This is a genomic window from Nocardia anaemiae NBRC 100462 (genome assembly GCF_001612725.1).
GTDB classification, from domain to species: Bacteria; Actinomycetota; Actinomycetes; order Mycobacteriales; family Mycobacteriaceae; genus Nocardia; species Nocardia anaemiae.
In genome coordinates, this window is record NZ_BDAZ01000079.1 from 20,716 (window position 1) to 38,590 (window position 17,875).

Genomic DNA, 17,875 nt, shown 5'->3' on the forward strand with positions numbered 1-17,875 from the left:
TTGCCGCGCCTTCGGCGCGGCGTGTTCCGATTTCAGCCGCGGCCGACGATCAGGCCCTCGCCGTTCGGGGAGACGTTGACCGCGACGGTGTCGCCGTCGGTGACCTCACCGGCGAGCAGTTCCTTGGCGAGGGTGTCGCCGATGGACTGCTGGATCAGCCTGCGCAGCGGGCGGGCGCCGTAGACCGGGTCGTAGCCGCGCACGGCAAGCCAGAACCGGGCCGAATCGCTGACGTCCAGCTTCAGCCTGCGCTGCGACAGTCGCTTCTGCAGCTGGTCGAGCTGGATGTCGACGATGGATTCCAGCTGCTCCTCGTCGAGGGCATGGAACATGACCACATCGTCGAGGCGGTTCAGGAACTCCGGTTTGAAGGCCGAGCGCACCGCGTTCATGACGAACTCCCGCTCGCCGCCCGCACCCAGATTCGAGGTCAGGATGAGGATGGTGTTGCGGAAGTCGACCGTGCGGCCCTGGCCGTCGGTCAGGCGACCCTCGTCGAGTACGGCGAGCAGGATGTCGAAGACATCGGGATGCGCCTTCTCGATCTCGTCGAAGAGCACCACCGTGTACGGCCGCCGCCGCACCGCCTCGGTCAGCTGACCGCCCTGGTCGTAACCGACATAACCGGGTGGGGCGCCGACGAGGCGAGCGACCGAATGCTTCTCGCTGTACTCGCTCATATCGATGCGGACCATGGCGCGTTCATCATCGAAGAGGAAGTCCGCCAACGCCTTTGCCAGCTCGGTCTTACCGACACCGGTGGGGCCGACGAACATGAACGAACCCGTCGGCCGGTTCGGGTCCGCGACTCCGGCGCGCGCCCTGCGCACCGCATCGGAAACCGCCTGCACCGCCTCGGCCTGACCGACCACACGCTTACCCAGCTCCTGCTCCATCCGCAGCAGCTTCTGGGTTTCGCCCTCCATCATCCGGCCGACCGGAATACCGGTCCAGGACGAGACCACCTCGGCGATATCGTCGGGGCCGACCTCCTCCTTGAGCATCACTTCGCCGTCACCGGCGGTGGCGGAGGCCTTTTCGGCCTCCGCGAGCTGCTTCTCCAATGCCGGGATGCGCCCGTACCGCAATTCGGCGGCCTTGCCGAGATCACCGTCGCGCTCGGCGCGTTCGGAGGCACCGCGCAGCGATTCCAACTCCTCCTTGAGTGCCCGGACCTGATCGATGGCGCTCTTCTCGTTCTGCCAACGGGTCATCAGCTGGTTGAGCTTTTCGCGATCGTCGGCGAGTTCCTGGCGCAACTTGTCCAGACGCTGCTTGGAGGCCGCGTCTGTCTCCTTCTCCAGCGCGACCTCTTCGATCTCGAGCCTGCGCACCGCGCGCTCGACCTCGTCGATTTCCACTGGGCGCGAATCGATTTCCATCCGCAACCGCGACGCCGACTCGTCGACCAGGTCGATCGCCTTGTCCGGTAGGAACCGCGAGGTGATGTAGCGGTCGCTGAGCGTGGCGGCGGCGACCAGCGCCGAGTCGGTGATGCGCACACCGTGGTGCACCTCGTAGCGCTCCTTGATACCGCGCAGGATGCCGACGGTGTCCTCCACCGACGGCTCGCCGACCAGCACCTGCTGGAAGCGCCGCTCCAGCGCGGCATCCTTCTCGATGTGCTGGCGATACTCGTCCAGCGTGGTGGCGCCGACCAGCCGCAGCTCACCGCGGGCGAGCATCGGCTTGATCATATTCCCCGCATCCATCGCCGATTCGCCGGTCGCGCCCGCGCCGACAATGGTGTGCAGCTCATCGATGAACGTGATGATCTGTCCCGCACTGCTTTTGATCTCCTCGAGGACGGCCTTGAGCCGCTCCTCGAATTCGCCGCGGTACTTCGCACCGGCCACCATCGCGCCGAGGTCGAGCGCGACGACGGACTTGCCGCGCAACGATTCCGGCACGTCACCGGCCACGATGCGCTGGGCAAGGCCCTCAACGATCGCGGTCTTACCGACACCGGGTTCACCGATCAGCACCGGGTTGTTCTTGGTGCGACGGCTCAAAACCTGTACGACACGGCGGATTTCGGTATCGCGCCCGATGACCGGGTCGAGCTTGCCGGAGCGGGCGGCCGCGGTGAGATCGGTCGAATACTTCTCCAGCGCTTGGTAACTGCCCTCCGGATCCGGATTGGTGACCCGCGCGCTGCCGCGCACGGCGGTGAACGCCTCGCGCAGCGCCTCGGGGGTCGCGCCATACTTCTTCAGCAGCATGGTCACATCCGAATCGCCCTCGGCCAGGCCGACCATGACGTGTTCGGTCGAGACGTATTCGTCGCCGAGTTCGGTGGCAAGGTGCTGGGCGGCGGTGATCGCGGCAACGGCCTCGCGGCCGAGTTGCGGCGCAGTGGTCGCACCGGTCGCTCGTGGCAGCCTGTCCACGATTTCCTGTGCCTCGCGTCGAATCGTCGCCGGATCCACCGCGACGGCCTTGAGCAAGGGGGCGGCGATGCCATCGGTTTGATCAAGCAACGCCACCAGCAAGTGCGCCGGACGAATCTCCGGGTTGCCCGCGGCCGAGGCGGCCTGCAGGGCGGCGGTCAGGGCCGCCTGGGTCTTGGTGGTGGGATTGAACGAGTCCACAAGTCACCTTCCTACTGGTCGATTCGCCCTATCCAACGTCGGAAAGGTTGAGTCTGTTCCACTCAACTTAATCGCTCGAGCAAAACGCCCGATACCTGTGAACACTCGGCTTGAACGCTACGCCGCGACACTGCCGAATGGCATCAATCGCCGGGTCCAGGGCACCGCGATGCCTACGATGGCCTTGGCCGTTGGTTGATGCATCACAATCCAGCCCGACTCGAGGAGCGATGTATGCGCGCGATCGTGGTACGAAGCTTCGGAGCAACACCCGAACTGGCCGAGGTGCCGACACCCGAACCCGGCGCGGGTGCGGTCAGAGTCCAGCTCGAAGCGGCCGGGGTCAACCCCTTCGACAAGAAGATGGCAGGCGGCATTCTGGAAGGCAAGCTGCCGCATGATTTTCCGATGATCTTGGGCGTCGACGGTGCGGGCACGGTGGCCTCGGTGGGCCCCGGCGTCACCAAATTCGGCGTCGGCGACCGCGTTGTCGGCAAATTCCTGGTCCCGCCCGCGGGCCACGGCAGCTTCGCGGAGTATTCGGTACTGCCCGAGGACGCCACCTTGGTCCCGATCCCGGATCAGGTGCCCACCGTGGCGGCGGCGGCGCTGCCGACCGCGGGCATAACCGCACAGGACATCGTGGACGCCACCAAGATCGAGCCGGACCAGAAGGTATTGATCGTCGGCGCCACCGGCGGCGTCGGTTCCTTCCTGGTACAGCTGGCGAATATCGCCGGGGCGCACGTCATCGCGACGGCGCGCGTGGCAGTCGCCGATCAGATGACCAGGCTCGGCGCGGCCGAGACCATTGATTACACCCGGGGTCCGGTCGTCGAACAGGTCGCCGCCGCACATCCCGACGGCGTCGACGCGCTGTTCGATCTGGTGAGTCCACCGGATGTGCTGACCGAACTGACCGCGCTGGTTCACGACGGCGGCACGGTCTACTCCACCATCTGGTCCGCCGATCCCGACGCACTGCGCGATCGGGGCATCAAGGGCGGCAATATCGAATCCTCCGGGCGTGCACCGGAATTGACCCGCCTGCTGGCTCGGGTCGCCGCCGGTGATGTGGTCGTGCCGATCGACGCGACCGTCCCGCTGGAACAGGGCCCTTCGGTCATCGGCGCGTTGGGCGCACGGGGCAAAACCGTGCTAGCCATCTGAGCTCGCGTGGCCGCCCGAAAAAGGGGCTCGGCGCGCCCACCCGAATTCGGCCTCTTCCTGCTTCCGGAGGCCGATAACTACCAGCAGCTGACCGAGCTGACGACATACGCCGAAAGCGCCGGACTCGACCTGATCGGCGTCCAGGACCATCCCTACCAGCGCCGCTTCCTCGACACCTGGACCCTGATCACCGCCCTGGCCATGCGCACCGAGCGAATCACCTTCTTCCCCGATGTCGCCAACCTGCCGCTGCGCAATCCCGCCGTACTCGCGAAATCCGTTGCCTCCCTGGACATCATGACCGGCGGCCGAATCCACCTCGGACTCGGCGCCGGTGCCTTCTGGGCCGCCATCGCCGCCATGGGCGGTTATCACCTGAGCGCGGGCGAATCGGTCCGGGCGCTGGCCGAGGGCATCACGGTCATCCGGGCCATGTGGAGCGACGAACGTTCGGTCCGGGTGCCCGGCACCTACCATCTGCTCGCCGGGGCCCACCCCGGCCCGCGGCCACAGCACGATCCCGGCATCTGGCTCGGCGCGAAGGGACCGCGCATGCTCGCACTGACCGGACAGCGCGCCGACGGCTGGCTGCCCTCGGCGGCCTGGGCCCCGCCCGAATTCCTGACCGAGGCGGGTAAGCGCATCGACGATGCGGCCGCCGCGGCGCAACGCGATCCGCGCGCCATCCGCCGGGTCTACAACCTCTCCGGCACCATCACCGCCGACGGCACCGACTACGGCTTCCTGGAGGGCCCGCCCGAGCGCTGGGTGGACGATCTGTCCGCGCTGCATCGCGACCAGCGCATCGACGGTTTCATCTTCTGGCCGACCGAGGGCGACCCCGTCGACCAGGTGCATCGCTACGCCGAATTGGTCGCGCCCGCGGTGCGCGCGAACGTCGCGAGTTGACCGGTCGGTAACCCGGAGCGACCGGGCTCGCGATATCCTGCATGTCAGGCCCACACCAGCCCCGATTTGCCCACGGATTACCGTTGGCGCGGGCGTGATCGGCCATACCCACCCGACCATGTGATTTTCAGGGATACTTGACGGCGGAGGACCGCCGGTTACGGATATGTCCCTGGGCAGATTTTGAGGGAAAGGAAGCTCCACGTCGTGGATGCGCGTTCGGCAGCGCTGGTCCGCGCCAACTTCCGATCGGTGATCGAGTCGCCGAACGGACCCGAGCGGTTGATCAGTGCGTTTTATGGTCACCTGTTTGCGGAGAAGCCGCAGCTGCGGGAATTGTTCCCGCCCGCGATGGAGATGCAGGCCAAGCGGGTGGTGACCGCCATCCATTACGTGCTCGACAATCTCGAGGACTGGGGGCGGGCCCAGAAGTTCCTCGAGCAGTTGGCGCGCGATCACCGCAAATACGGTGTCATCGCCGCGCACTATGACATCGCGGGGCGGGCGCTGCTCGCCGCCTTCCGGGTCTTCAACGGTCCGATGTGGAATCGCGCGCTCGAGGAGGGTTGGCGCGATATCACCATCCTCATCTCCGCCTCCATGGCCATCGGCGCCAATTCCGATAAATCGCAGCCGTACTGGGATGCCACCGTGGTCGGCCATCGTCGGGTGCTCGAGGATCTGGCCATCGTGCGGCTGCAGTCCGACAGTCCGATTCCGTATCAGGCCGGACAGTACGTGCCGGTCTCGCTGCCACAGCGTCCCAAGATGTGGCGCTATCTCTCGCCCGCGATTCCCGCTAATCCCTACGGCGAGATCGAATTCCACGTCCGCAAGATTCGCGGCGGCTGGGTGAGCCCGGCCATCGTCAACGAGACCAGGGTCGGCGATCGGTGGATGATCGCCGGTCCACTCGGTGGTCTGCACATCGATCGCGACAGCGGCCGTGACGTGCTGTTGATCGGTGCGGGCACCGGCATCGCGCCGCTGCGCGCCCAGTTGATCGAGATGGGTCAGCGCGGCATCAATCCGCGCGTGCACTTCTTCATCGGCGGCCGCTATCCCTGCGATCTGTACGACGTGGAGAATATGTGGCAGCTTTCGCAGAGCAATCCGTGGCTGACCGTGGTCCCGGTCTGTGAACAGAAGACCAACCCGTGGTGGTATCCGCATCCACCGCAGGACGAGCCGTACGGCATGCACCGCCGCCTGATCGGAAATCTGGGCGCGGTCGTGGCCAGCTTCGGCTCATGGGCCGACCGGCAGATCCAGATCGCCGGTTCGGCCCGCATGATCGCCGACACCCGCCGCGCCCTCATGGCGGTGGGCACCCCCGAGTCGGTGATCAGCTCAGATCCCGTGTGAGAGAAGCAATGACAATTGATCCGAGCCCGCACAGCAATGGTGCGGCGCCCGAATGGAAGTCGACCGTCGTCGGTCACCACCGGCTGCGCCACGACATCGCGGTGATCCGCCTGATCGGCGAGTACGTCCCATTTCTCGCGGGACAATCCGTCGAGGTCCGGGTGCCGCAGCATCCGGGGATGCGCCGTCGGCTCTCCCCCGCGCTGCCGCCGTCGCTGGACGGCAAGATGGAATTCCATGTGCGCGCGGTGCCGGGCGGCTGGTGCAGCGGCAGTATCGTCGCCGACACCCAACCGGGCGACGAATGGCAGATCAGTGCTCCCATGGGCACTCTCGCCGTCGACCCGTACGGTGACGAGGTGGTGATGATCGCGGGCGGCACCGGCCTGGCCCCGATGCGCTCCCAGATTCTCGACCTCGCCCGGCACGAGGATCCGCCGCCCACCTACCTGTTCGTGGGCGGGCGCTCACCGCGCGACCTGTACGCCGATGACATGCTGTACCTCTTGGCGAACGAATTGCCTTGGCTCACAGTGATTCCCGTGGTCGAGAGCCCGGAAGATCCGGGCTGGGTCGATGAATGGTACGAGCAGTCGCGCGTGGATATCGGATTCCCGCTCGACGATATGCTCTTCGGCACCCTCGCCGACGTCGTCGGATCACATGGCGCGTTCGACCAGCATCAGGTGCTGGTCTGCGGCTCCCCCAATATGGTCCGCGTGACATTGGACCGACTCGTCGAAACCGGAACCCCAGCTGCGCTAATCCAATTCGAGGGACTGTAACCATGCCGGGCCCGGGGTCCGTCGAGCGTAGTCAGATGGTGGTCGCCTATGTCGAATTCGACCGCCATATCACTACGCTCGACGAGCCGGACGCGGCACTAGCGACTGCTCGCAGGTCGCGATCAGCCGCGAGACGCCAGGGGCGAAGGCACGGCCGATAGCTCAGAAGAGCGGGTCGTGGCGGATGTTTTTGGTCTGGGTTCCGGCGGCCATCAAGCGGAACTTGGTGGTCTGCACCATCGAGGGGGATCCGACTATCTGCACATCGCGGTCGGACCAGGAGCCGTAGCTCGCGACGACCTTGCCTATCTGGCCGGTCATCCGGGCCTCCAGGCCCGGCCAGGTGTGCTCCGGTTCGCCGGAATCCAGATACCACCAAGGGTTTTCATCGCTCTCGGTGACCGGCGTGACGGTGAGCCATTTATTGGCGGTGGCCAGTTGGCTCAGGATCTCCAGATCGTAGAGGTCACACGGATGGTGGCCGCCGACGAACAGATGCACCCGCGGGTTGACGCGCCGCTGCGCCATCGCCATGAGCTGGGCGCGCAAGGGTGCGATGCCGGTACCACAGCCGACCATCAGCATTTTGCGTTTCACATTGCGCGGTACGCCGAGTCCGCCGAGCGGTGAGCCGAGGAGCCACTGGTCACCGATATTGGTGTGGCCGACAATGGCCGGGCTGACCCAGCCGCCGAGCACCCCGCGGATGTGGAATTCGATCTCCCCGTTCGCATTCGCGGGCACCGCCGGGGACAGATAGCGCCACATGCGCGGCCGGGCCGGGATCTGCACACTGATGTACTGGCCCGCGGCGTATTGCATCGGCTGATCCAATTGCAGCCGCACCACGGCGAGATTGCGCAGCACCTCGCGACGCTCGACGACGGTTCCGGTCCAGACCGGCGGTGACGATTCCTGTTCGGCCGCGCCGATCATGGTGTCACCGATGATCTTCAGGCCCTCGTCCCAGGCCCGGTCGACCTCATCGGTCCACATCTCGGTGCCCGCGAAAATCCGCATCGCGGACTTCAACGAGGTCGCCACGGCGTGGTAATGCGCGGCCTGCACCCCGTACTTGCGGTGATCGCGCCCGAGTTGGGCGAGGAATGGCAATAACTTATTCGGCTCCTCCAGCCGATCCAGTGCATAGGAGATGGCCTTGACCAATCGGTCACGCTGGGAATCCATCGCTGCGGGAAAGAAATCCCGGACGGCGGGATAGTCCGTGAACAGGATCGCGTAAAACGAACTGGCCAGCTTGGCCGGACCCCCCTCCTCCGCAGCAACCGCCTTGAACGTCGTTCTTATCAAAGCGACAGTCCGCGAATCCATTTGTGTCACAACCCCTTTTGCACTCGAACACAAACCGTGGCCGACGAGTGAGGTGCTGCGGGACACTCGACAGCAGCCGATGCGAATGAGTGTAGGCGAGGTTTGCCAGCTGCGGAATCAGTCGCATAAACATCACGTATGTAATTCCCTCGAAACGAGGATCCGCACCACGAAACCCCTTGAAAACAAACCGAAAGAACGAACACGACGATGAAATCGGCCAGGTAATCTCGCTTTTCGCAAGGCTCGTCTTGCAAGATTCGTCCCGATCAAGCATCGAGAGCGATCACAGGGCAACCTAACATCCGAGACCGACCAGGCGCCTTGACGAATGGCGCGCGCCCGCACACCGGGCGCCCAAGGCGATCCGGCTCGCATTGCGGCACAGAGTTTGCTGGACGCCGCGCTTCAGCAAACCCTGCCCGCCAGCTCATTACCAGCAATCCAGTATCGGCAGCGATAGGCACGCACGCTCCGAAACCATAAGCCCGGTATCAAGACTTCAATCCCCGATGTTTGCTCGCCGTTGTCACCGGATGAGCTCAATGAGTGAGCCGACCGCATTGCGCCCGATATCGGTATCGCCACCGATCATGAGAAACCGATGTGCCGATACGACTTCCCTTTACGGCACACCGCTCCGATACCGAGGAATTGCCTTGCTGCCAACCGCTATCACCGCAGTATCCGCCGATTTACCATGGCGATCGCCTGGGTATTCCGGTGCATCCGGAAAGACGTGGGCCCCGGGTTACCGGTGCGATTGCACCGAGCCCGGGGCCCACAGTTGGAAATGATCAGCGCCTATTGCGCGGCTTCCATACCACCAGTGCGGTACTGCGTTGCGGCGGCGTGAGATCGGGGCGATACCCCGCGCGCAGCCGATCCAGCTCGGCCGACATCTCGGCGACGCGCTGTTGCAGTTCCTCGACCTGATTGGTGAGTTCGATGATGCGCTTGATGCCCGCCAGGTTGACGCCCTCGTCCTGGGACAGCCGCTGCACCTCGCGGAGCAGTTCGACGTCCCGTGCCGAATAACGTCGACCGCCACCCGAAGTGCGTTGCGGCGTAACCAGTCCGAGGCGGTCATACGTGCGCAGTGTCTGCGCGTGCATACCCGCCAACTGGGCCGCCACGGAGATCATGAAGAACTCCGCCCGCGACGCCCCGCCTGCTGCCTGCTTCGGATTATCGGACATCAAGCACCTGCCCATCCCGCACGTGGATCGAACCCGCTGGTCTTCTCCGCCTCCGCGTAGCGCTTGAGCGCCTCGGCGGCATTGTCGTCCAGCTTCTGCGGCACGGCCACCTTGACGGTGACGAGCAAATCGCCCGCACCGCCGCCGGGACCGCGCTTGGGCACGCCGCGGCCGCGCACCCGCAGGATGCGACCGTCCGCGGTACCCGGCGGCACCTTGACGCCGACGCGCCCTTCCAGCGTGGGCACGGAAACCGTTGTGCCCAGCACCAATTCACTGTAGCTGACCGGCAACACCAGGGTCAGGTCGTCGCCGTTGCGGCCGAAGACCTTGTCCTGGCTGACGTGCACGGTCACATAGAGGTCACCCGAGGGGGCACCACGCAGTCCGGCCTCGCCCTGTCCGGCCAGCCGGATCTTCTGCCCATCGCTGACGCCAGGGGGAATCCGCACCGTGATGGTGCGGGTCCGATTCTGGATGCCGCTGCCGTGGCAGTCGACGCACGGATTGTCGATGATCGAACCGGTACCACGGCATTCGTCGCACGGCTCGCTGAAGCCGAACGCGCCCTGATTGCGGCTGATCACGCCGTTGCCATTGCAGACGGGGCAGACTCGCGGACTGGTCCCCGGCTTGGCGCCGCTGCCGTGACAGGTCGTACACGGCGACGGACTGGTCATCCGCAGCGGAACCGTGACACCCTGTGCGGCCTCGCGGAAGCCGAGGGTCGTCTCGGTCTCCACATCGGCGCCGCGGCGCGGACGGCTCGCGGTGCGCGTGCCGCCCCGGTTGAACAGACCGCCCAGCAGGTCACCGAGGCCACCGTCACCAGCACTCGCCTGGCCGAAGATGTCCCCGATATTGAAGTCCTGCGAGAAGCCGCCGCCCGCACCGGGCGTGAAGCCGCCGCGCCCGTATCCGCCACCGGCGAAAAGCTTTCGGGTCTCGTCGTATTCCTTGCGCTTGGCCGGATCCGACAGCACGGCATGCGCCTCGCTGACGGATTTGAACCGCTCCTCGGCCTTGGTATCGCCGGGATTGGCATCCGGATGCAGGTCACGGGCGAGTTTGCGATAGGCCTTCTTGATCTCGTCCTGCGAGGCGCTGGAGGAGACACCCAGCTCCTTATAGAAGTCCTTTTCGATCCACTCCCGTTGGCTCACCGGGCATCTCCTCCTCTCGGGTTCCTATTGGTTGTTCGCATTGGCATCAGCATCCGATGCCTCTTCTTCGACCAGATCGGCCACGCCATCGGTTACCCCGACGAGCGCGTGCCGAAGCACTCGATCGCCGAATCGATAGCCCTTGCGCATAACAAGGCCGATCACCGGATCGTGGCCGGAGCCCTCGTGCTGCACGGCCTCGTGCAGGGTCGGGTCGAAAGGCTCACCCTCCGTACCGAATTCCTGCAGACCCTGCTTGTGCAGCGCGTCGGCGAGCTTATCCGCGACCGACTTGAGCGGTCCGGCATCGAGATCGCCGTGCGCCCGCGCACGATCGAGATCGTCGAGTACGCCGAGCAATTCGGAGACCACGGACGCCTTGGCCGAGTCGATGGTCGCCTGCCGGTCCCGCTCGACCCGCCGCCGGTAGTTGGCGTATTCGGCGGTCAGCCGCTGCAGGTCGGCGGTGCGCTCGGCCAGCTCCTTGGTGATGGACTCGGCCAGGATCTCGGCGCCCTCATCGGTACCGATGACGGGTTCGGTGCCGTTCCCGGCGTCCGGGCCGGGACCCGCGGCAGCCTCGGCCGCCGCGGATTCCCGGACTTCACCGGCCTGCGCCGTCTGGTCGCTCCGCGGGCTCCGCTCCTGCGGATCGATCTTGCGATTGTCGACGAAGGTGATCGGCTCCTTTTCGGAGTTTCCGTCGCTCACTTCTTCTCCGTGTCGACCGGCTCGTCCACAACCTCGGCATCCACGACCTGGTCATCGTTGGCGGAGCTCGACGCGCCGTTGCCGGACGCGGCCTGCTCGGCGGCCGATGCCTCGTAGATCGCCTGACCCAGCGCCTGCGATTCGGTCGCGAGCTTCTCCACCGCGGACTTCACGGCCGCGATATCGGTGCCCTTGAGCGCCTCGTTGGCCTCGGCGATGGCCGCCTCGACCTTGGTCTTGACGTCCGCGGGGACCTTGTCCTCGTTCTCCTTGATGAACTTCTCGGTCTGATGCACCAGCGACTCGGCCTGGTTGCGGGTCTCGGCCTCCTCGCGGCGGGCCTTGTCCTCGGCGGCGTGCGCCTCGGCGTCCTTGACCATCCGGTCGATCTCCTCCTTGGACAGGCCGGAGCCGTCCTGGATCTTGATCGTGTTCTCCTTGCCGGTGCCCTTGTCCTTCGCGGTCACGTGCACGATGCCGTTGGCATCGATATCGAAGGTGACCTCGATCTGCGGCACACCGCGCGGGGCCGGGGGGATGCCGGTCAGCTCGAAGGAGCCGAGCAGTTTGTTGTGCGAGGCGATCTCGCGCTCACCCTGGAACACCTGGATCTGCACCGACGGCTGGTTGTCGTCGGCGGTGGTGAAGGTCTCCGAGCGCTTGGTCGGGATGGTGGTGTTGCGCTCGATGAGCTTGGTCATCACGCCGCCCTTGGTCTCGATGCCCAGCGACAGCGGGGTGACATCGAGCAGCAGGACGTCCTTGACCTCACCCTTGAGCACACCGGCCTGCAGTGCGGCGCCGACGGCGACGACCTCGTCCGGGTTCACGCCCTTGTTGGGCTCCTTGCCGCCGGTCAGCTCACGGACCAGGTCCGAGACGGCGGGCATACGGGTCGAGCCACCGACGAGCACGACGTGGTCGATATCGGCCACATTGATGCCCGCGTCCTTGATCACGGACTGGAACGGCGCGCGGGTGCGGTCGAGCAGGTCCGAGGTGATCTTCTGGAATTCGGCGCGGGTCAGCTGCTCGTCGAGGAACAGCGGGTTCTTGTCGGCGTCGACGGTGATGTAGGGCAGGTTGATCGAGGTGCTCTGCGAGGAGCTCAGCTCGATCTTGGCCTTCTCGGCCGCCTCACGCAGGCGCTGCATGGCCATCTTGTCCTTGGTCAGGTCGATGCCCGCGCTGGCCTTGAACTTGTCGACCAGCCAGCTCACGACGCGCTCGTCCCAGTCGTCACCACCGAGGTGGTTGTCACCGGAGGTGGCGCGGACCTCGACGACACCCTCGCCGATTTCCAGCAGCGAGACGTCGAAGGTGCCGCCACCGAGGTCGAAGACCAGGATGGTCTGTTCCTTATCGCCCTTGTCCAGGCCGTACGCGAGTGCGGCCGCGGTGGGCTCGTTGACGATGCGCAGCACGTTCAGACCGGCGATCTGACCGGCCTCCTTGGTGGCCTGGCGCTGCGAGTCCTCGAAGTACGCGGGCACGGTGATGACCGCGTCGGTGATCTCCTCGCCGAGGTAGGCCTCGGCGTCGCGCTTGAGCTTCATCAGCACGCGCGCGCTGATCTCCTGCGCGGTGTACTTCTTGTCGTCGATCGCCACCGACCAATCGGTGCCGATGTGGCGCTTGACCGAGCGGATAGTGCGGTCGACGTTGGTGACCGCCTGGTTCTTGGCGGGCTGGCCCGTCAGAACCTCTCCGTTCTTGGCGAACGCGACGATCGATGGGGTGGTGCGCGATCCTTCAGAGTTCGCGACGACGACCGGCTCGCCGCCTTCGAGAACGGCGACGACCGAGTTCGTGGTCCCGAGGTCGATTCCGACCGCACGAGCCATGGTGGTTCCTCCTAGTTGACGTAACTTCTTGTGTCGGTGCTGGGTAATCGCGTTGTTCGGGCGATCTCCCGCTCTGCGACATCCGCTCGGGACAACCGAGTCGAGTGCCGCGAGACCTCGCCCCAAGCACCTCACGGAGCACGGTCCCAGCAACGCTGAGCGTGGTCGGCTCAATCCTGCACCCATTCGACACCGGGCGTCAACTGAAACTTGAGCCGATCACACTCAATGTTGTCGAATAGCTCAACCGATGGCTCGCGCGGTTCTATTCCCGATACAGGAAGAAATCGGCGGCCCCGCGACCTCGCCGAGCCGAAATCGTCGACCGGTTGTTATTCATCGACGACGGCTGCGAACCGGCCCGATTCCGTCCCGGGCGCCTGAAGCGGGTTGCCCGCCGATCCGATGGTCCACGAGGATGGCGGCATCGAGCGTCGTCGATCCGCCGAAAGGAAGTGGATGTGCCGAAGACGCGGTCCTGGTGGAGCTGGGGCAATATCGAGGACGCGGTCGTCGGCGCGGAAGCGGAGGCGCTGACCGCGCGGGTCGCCGCGATACTGCCGAGTGCGGATCTCACACCACACGAACCGCCGTCAGTCGAATCCCTCGGACTGCCCGAACCTCGGGTGAGCGCGCCGGATTCGCTCGCCGACTCGGTGTCGACGGATCCGGCCGATCGGGCGGCACACGCGCACGGTCAGGCGTTTCGCGATGTGGTGCGCAATCTGCTCGGCGAGGTGCGCAATGCGCCGGATCTGGTCGTTCGGCCGCGCACGGAGGGCCGAATCGTCGATGTGCTCGACTGGGCGGCCGGGGCGAATACCGCGGTAATCCCGTTCGGCGGTGGAACTTCCGTGGTGGGCGGGGTCGAGCCGAGGTTGCCCGCGGACGAATACGCGGGGGCGATCAGCCTGGACCTCGGTCGTCTCGATCGGGTGCTCGAGCTCGATCGCACCAGCCGGGCGGCGCGAATTCAGGCCGGAATCCTCGGTCCGGCACTGGAAGATCAGCTGCGCGGCGCGAATCTGACGCTGCGGCATTTTCCGCAGTCGTTCGAATTCTCGACGCTCGGCGGCTGGCTGGCCACCAGGGCGGGTGGACATTTCGCGACGCTGTACACCCACATCGATGATCTGGTCGAGTCGATGCGGGTGGTAACCCCCACGGGCACAGGCGAATCGAGGCGGCTACCCGGTTCGGGGGCGGGGCCGTCGCCCGACCGGATGTTCCTCGGATCCGAGGGGACGCTTGGCATCATCACCGAGGCGTGGATGCGCTTGCAGGACCGGCCACGTTGGCGCGCAACGGCTTCCGCGTACTTCGACGACTACGCCCAAGCGGTGGCCGCGACCAGGGCGATTGCCCAGTCCGGCCTCTATCCGACCAATTGCCGACTGCTCGATCCCGCCGAGGCATTCCTCAATGCCGGTGCCGCGACCAGCGGCGGTGTGCTGGTGCTCGGATTCGAATCCGCCGATCATCCCACCCGCACCTGGATGGAACGCGCGCTGGAACTGGTCGCCGCGCACGGCGGCACGCTTCCCGAACCCGCGCGCTACACCGAATCCACCGAGCACCGAGGCGGTTCGGGCGCGGCCGACACCTGGCGTTCGTCATTCCTGCGGATGCCCTATCAACGCGACGCCCTCGCGGCGCGGTCGATGATCACCGAAACCTTCGAAACCGCCTGTACCTGGGACAAATTCGACAATCTGAAAGCAACGGTGACCGAGGCCGCGAATGCGGCCATCCGATCCGTCGGCGCCACCGGCGTGGTGACTTGCCGCTTCACCCATGTGTATCCGGACGGTCCTGCGCCGTATTTCGGCATCTACGCCGCCGGTCGCTGGGGCAGTACGCTCGCGCAATGGGATGACATCAAAGCCGCTGTCTCCGAGGCACTCTCGGCCGCGGGCGGGACAATCACGCATCATCACGCGGTGGGTCGGGACCACCGACCCTGGTACGACCGCCAGCGTCCCGATCCGTTCGCGAATGCGCTGCGGGCCGCCAAATCCGCCCTGGATCCGGCCGGAATCCTCAATCCCGGTGTGCTGATCTGAGTTCAGCGCTTGTCCGCCGGGCGAGCCAAGCCCGGATGGATGCCCGGGATCAGTCCGTTCGCCGCCGCGGTGCGCTGCAGGAGCGCGACCAGGGTGGCCCGCTCGTCCGGATCGAGCGCGGCCGTGACGTCGGCATCCAAGCCGGTCACGATCGACTCGGCGCGGGTGAGCAATTCGTGTGCCGCGGGGAGTAGATACACCGCATGCGCGCGCCGGTCGGTCGGGTGTTTGCGTCGCTCGACGAGTCCGCGCTTCTCCAGTTCGTCCACCAGCCCGACCATCACATTGCGATGAATCCGCTGCGCCTCGCACAACTGTTGCTGTGATTGGCCGTCGTTGGCACGCAATATGCGCAGCGTGCCGTAGTGACGCGGGCTGATGCCGAGCGGCGCCAGCAGATCGGCGAAGCGCTGGGCGACATGGAATCCGAGCTGGCCGAACAGGAAGGCGGCGCGCTCGGACAGTGGCACGAAGGTCGGATCGGTCACGCACCGAGCATACCGCGGTAAATGCACTCTTAGTGATTGCACACTTGATTGATAATCACTTCATGTGCATAGTTGAGGTGTCGTCCTACTCCACCGATCGAAAAGAGCCTTCTCGTGGATACCGACATCTCCCCTGGCGCGGACGCGCCCCCACAACTCGACCCGCGCCGCTGGATCGCCTTCGCGGTCGTGCTTGCCGCGGGATTCATGGATCTGCTCGACGTCACCATCGTCAATGTCGCGGTACCGAGCATCCAGACCGATCTCGGCGCCCAGTATTCGCAGATCGAATGGATCATCGCGGCCTATGTGCTCGCCTTCGCCGCAGTGCTGATCACCGGCGGCCGACTCGGCGATATCTACGGCCGCAAGCGGATCTTCCTGATCGGCATGACCGGCTTCACGCTGGCCTCGGCCGCCTGCGGCGCCAGCTCCGATCCGACCATGCTGATCACCTCCCGGTTCGTCCAAGGCGCGATGGCGGCGCTGATGGTGCCGCAGATCCTGGCCATCATCCGGGCCACCTTCCCGCAGCAGGAGCGCGCCAAGGCCATCGCCATCTACAGCGGCGTCGGCGGCTCGGCCTCCGCGGTCGGCCTGTCACTGGGCGGACTGCTGGTGCAATGGAATCTGTTCGATCTGGACTGGCGGCCGATCTTCCTGGTCAACGTGCCGGTCGGGATCGCGGCGCTGATCGCCGCGACGATCGTGATGCGGGATTCACGCTCGGCCGCCGCACCCCGGCTGGATCCGATCGGCATGGTGCTGGCGATCTCCGCGGTACTGCTGCTTGCCTACCCGCTCACCGAGGGCCGCCGATTGGGTTGGCCCGCATGGACTTTCATCATGATGGCGAGCGCCGCGGTGGTCTTCGGCGCATTCGTCGCCTTCGAGCGGCGACGGGCGCGGACCGTCGGATCCCCGCTGATCGATCTGGAGCTTTTCCGGTCTCGCCCGTTCACCGTCGGACTCGCGAGTTGGCTGCTGTTCTGGATCGGACTCGGCGGATTCTTCCTGATCTGGACGCTGTTCATGCAGGTGGGCCTGGGCTGGTCGGCGATGCGGGCCGGACTCACCGCGGTCTTCTTCGCGGTCGGCGCGGGCATCGGGGCGGGGGTCTCGGTCAGCGCGCTCGCGCCGCGGTTCGGGCGCATCGTGCTGATCGCCGGTGGTGTGGTGAATGCCGGTGGATTCGCGCTGTACGGGTGGCTGGCCGCGCATTACGGTGCGTCGATCGCGTCATGGCAGATGGTGATCCCGCTGATCGTCACCGGTGTCGGATTCGGCATGGTGGTCGCGCCGACCATCGACCTGCTGCTCGGTCAGGTGCCCGCACGGGAGGCCGGGGCGGCATCCGGGCTGCTCAATACCGGGCAGCAGCTCGGTACCGCACTCGGAGTCGCATTGGTCGGTGTGGTGTTCTTCGGTCAGCTGGACCATGATTCGGCGCGCGGCGTCGAGGCGGTCACGCCGCAGGTACGCACCGAGCTATCGACCATTGGTCTGCCCGAACCGGCACAAGACCAGATCATCGCGAATTTCCTTGCCTGCGTCCGCGACCGGTCCGCACAAGTCGATCCGACGGCCGTCCCGGCCAGTTGCCAGAGCTCCGATTCGGGCAATTACGCTGTGGCACAGGTGCTCACCGATGCGGGCGAACGGGCCAATGCGGTGAATTTCGCCAACACCTTCCGCTACACGCTGTGGTACGGGATCGGCCTGCTGGCCCTGATGTGTCTCGGCTTCCTCGCGCTCCCCAAGGATGCACGGCTGGAGCAGCACGAAATCGGCCATCCGCTGGAATTGGCATCGACAGGAGCGTGAGATGAAAGTACTTGCCATCGGACGCGGCCGAGCCGTCGTCGACACCGCCATCGAATTATTGCGGGCCAATGGTTATGCCGCCGTGGGTACCATCGCCGACGCCGAAGCCCTGCGCGTACTCGATACCGGCGAGATCACCGATCTGATCATCGGCGGTGGCGTGGAAGCGGATTCGCGTGCGGCCCTGAAGCGGAAGGCGGCCGATCGGCACGTCATCGTGCACGAGGCCAAGCGCGGCGGACGCGGTATCGAGGAGTATCTGAACGAGGTGGTCATTCCGAGTTTGGCGCGTCAGTAGCGGCGAGACGGCGGTTCCCGCGGACAACGGGGACCGCCGTCACCGCGTTGGCCTCGGGCCTGCCACACCTGGCTGACTCAGACGCGCAATTTCCGCTGTGGCCGGTGGCCGTGGCAGTAGGGTGGCGACAAAG

14 protein-coding genes are annotated in these 17,875 nt (G+C 65.7%); 7 read left to right on the forward strand and 7 right to left on the reverse strand.

The genetic code is table 11. The annotated features are described in order from the left end of the window. Positions 1-32 precede the first annotated feature (32 nt). A complete protein-coding gene (clpB, locus tag NA5_RS35170) occupies positions 33-2,591 on the reverse strand; it encodes an ATP-dependent chaperone ClpB (protein ID WP_062993354.1) in 2,559 nt (852 codons plus the stop codon). Positions 2,592-2,825: 234 nt separating this feature from the next. Between clpB and NA5_RS35175 the strand changes: the two genes are divergently transcribed. The 4 genes from NA5_RS35175 (at position 2,826) to NA5_RS35190 (ending at position 6,820) form a co-directional block, all read left to right on the forward strand. Then, positions 2,826-3,761 (forward strand): NADP-dependent oxidoreductase, encoded by a 936-nt coding sequence (locus tag NA5_RS35175; RefSeq protein WP_062993355.1) that lies wholly within the window; start codon positions 2,826-2,828, stop codon positions 3,759-3,761. Positions 3,762-3,767: 6 nt separating this feature from the next. Further along, a complete protein-coding gene (locus NA5_RS35180; RefSeq protein WP_062993356.1) occupies positions 3,768-4,670 on the forward strand; it encodes an LLM class flavin-dependent oxidoreductase in 903 nt (300 codons plus the stop codon). A gap of 207 nt (positions 4,671-4,877) precedes the next feature. After that, positions 4,878-6,035: an FAD-binding oxidoreductase gene (locus tag NA5_RS35185; RefSeq protein ID WP_062993357.1), complete on the forward strand. Its 1,158-nt coding sequence runs from the start codon at positions 4,878-4,880 to the stop codon at positions 6,033-6,035. 8 nt (positions 6,036-6,043) lie between these two features. Further along, positions 6,044-6,820, forward strand: a complete 777-nt coding sequence (locus NA5_RS35190) for an FAD-binding oxidoreductase (protein ID WP_062993358.1) — start codon at positions 6,044-6,046, stop codon at positions 6,818-6,820. Positions 6,821-6,982: 162 nt separating this feature from the next. Here NA5_RS35190 and NA5_RS35195 read toward each other — a convergent pair whose 3' ends face one another. The 5 genes from NA5_RS35195 to dnaK form a co-directional block, all read right to left on the reverse strand. After that, a complete protein-coding gene (locus tag NA5_RS35195; RefSeq protein ID WP_062993359.1) occupies positions 6,983-8,152 on the reverse strand; it encodes an FAD-binding oxidoreductase in 1,170 nt (389 codons plus the stop codon). 797 nt (positions 8,153-8,949) lie between these two features. Continuing rightward, a complete protein-coding gene (locus NA5_RS35200; RefSeq protein ID WP_062993360.1) occupies positions 8,950-9,351 on the reverse strand; it encodes a heat shock protein transcriptional repressor HspR in 402 nt (133 codons plus the stop codon). After that, positions 9,351-10,514: a molecular chaperone DnaJ gene (gene dnaJ, locus NA5_RS35205; RefSeq protein WP_062993361.1), complete on the reverse strand. Its 1,164-nt coding sequence runs from the start codon at positions 10,512-10,514 to the stop codon at positions 9,351-9,353. The genes NA5_RS35200 and dnaJ overlap by 1 nt, the downstream gene beginning before the upstream one ends. 24 nt (positions 10,515-10,538) lie before the next feature. Next, on the reverse strand, positions 10,539-11,225 hold the full coding sequence (grpE, locus tag NA5_RS35210) for a nucleotide exchange factor GrpE (protein WP_062993362.1): 687 nt from the start codon (positions 11,223-11,225) through the stop codon (positions 10,539-10,541). Next, the gene (dnaK, locus tag NA5_RS35215; RefSeq protein ID WP_062993363.1) at positions 11,222-13,069 is read right to left on the reverse strand and encodes a molecular chaperone DnaK; all 1,848 of its coding nucleotides are present in this window, start codon (positions 13,067-13,069) and stop codon (positions 11,222-11,224) included. Before dnaK ends, grpE begins: the two co-directional genes overlap by 4 nt. Positions 13,070-13,530: 461 nt before the next feature. On the opposite strand from dnaK, the gene NA5_RS35220 reads away from it, so the two are divergent. Then, a complete protein-coding gene (locus tag NA5_RS35220; RefSeq protein ID WP_062993375.1) occupies positions 13,531-15,132 on the forward strand; it encodes an FAD-binding oxidoreductase in 1,602 nt (533 codons plus the stop codon). 2 nt (positions 15,133-15,134) lie between these two features. On the opposite strand, the gene NA5_RS35225 is transcribed toward NA5_RS35220, so the two are convergent. Next, complete coding sequence (locus NA5_RS35225; RefSeq protein ID WP_062993364.1) at positions 15,135-15,620, reverse strand: MarR family winged helix-turn-helix transcriptional regulator; 486 nt, start codon at positions 15,618-15,620, stop codon at positions 15,135-15,137. A gap of 114 nt (positions 15,621-15,734) precedes the next feature. Here NA5_RS35225 and NA5_RS35230 point away from each other — a divergent pair, with 114 nt between their 5' ends. Both NA5_RS35230 and NA5_RS35235 read left to right on the forward strand, forming a co-directional pair. Beyond that, the gene (locus NA5_RS35230) at positions 15,735-17,444 is read left to right on the forward strand and encodes an MFS transporter (protein WP_245672578.1); all 1,710 of its coding nucleotides are present in this window, start codon (positions 15,735-15,737) and stop codon (positions 17,442-17,444) included. Between the two features lies 1 nt (position 17,445). After that, positions 17,446-17,742, forward strand: coding sequence for a hypothetical protein (locus NA5_RS35235; protein ID WP_062993365.1), 297 nt, complete (start codon positions 17,446-17,448; stop codon positions 17,740-17,742). Positions 17,743-17,875 lie beyond the last annotated feature (133 nt).

What these genes read in the sequence shown, in the direction of transcription:
- NA5_RS35175 (WP_062993355.1), top strand. Translation starts at nt 2,826, where the DNA reads ATGCGCGCGATCGTGGTACGAAGCTTCGGAGCAACACCCGAACTGGCC.
- NA5_RS35190 (WP_062993358.1), top strand. Translation starts at nt 6,044, where the DNA reads ATGACAATTGATCCGAGCCCGCACAGCAATGGTGCGGCGCCCGAATGG.
- NA5_RS35195 (WP_062993359.1), bottom strand. Translation starts at nt 8,152, where the DNA reads ATGGATTCGCGGACTGTCGCTTTGATAAGAACGACGTTCAAGGCGGTT.
- NA5_RS35200 (WP_062993360.1), bottom strand. Translation starts at nt 9,351, where the DNA reads ATGTCCGATAATCCGAAGCAGGCAGCAGGCGGGGCGTCGCGGGCGGAG.
- dnaK (WP_062993363.1), bottom strand. Translation starts at nt 13,069, where the DNA reads ATGGCTCGTGCGGTCGGAATCGACCTCGGGACCACGAACTCGGTCGTC.
- NA5_RS35235 (WP_062993365.1), top strand. Translation starts at nt 17,446, where the DNA reads ATGAAAGTACTTGCCATCGGACGCGGCCGAGCCGTCGTCGACACCGCC.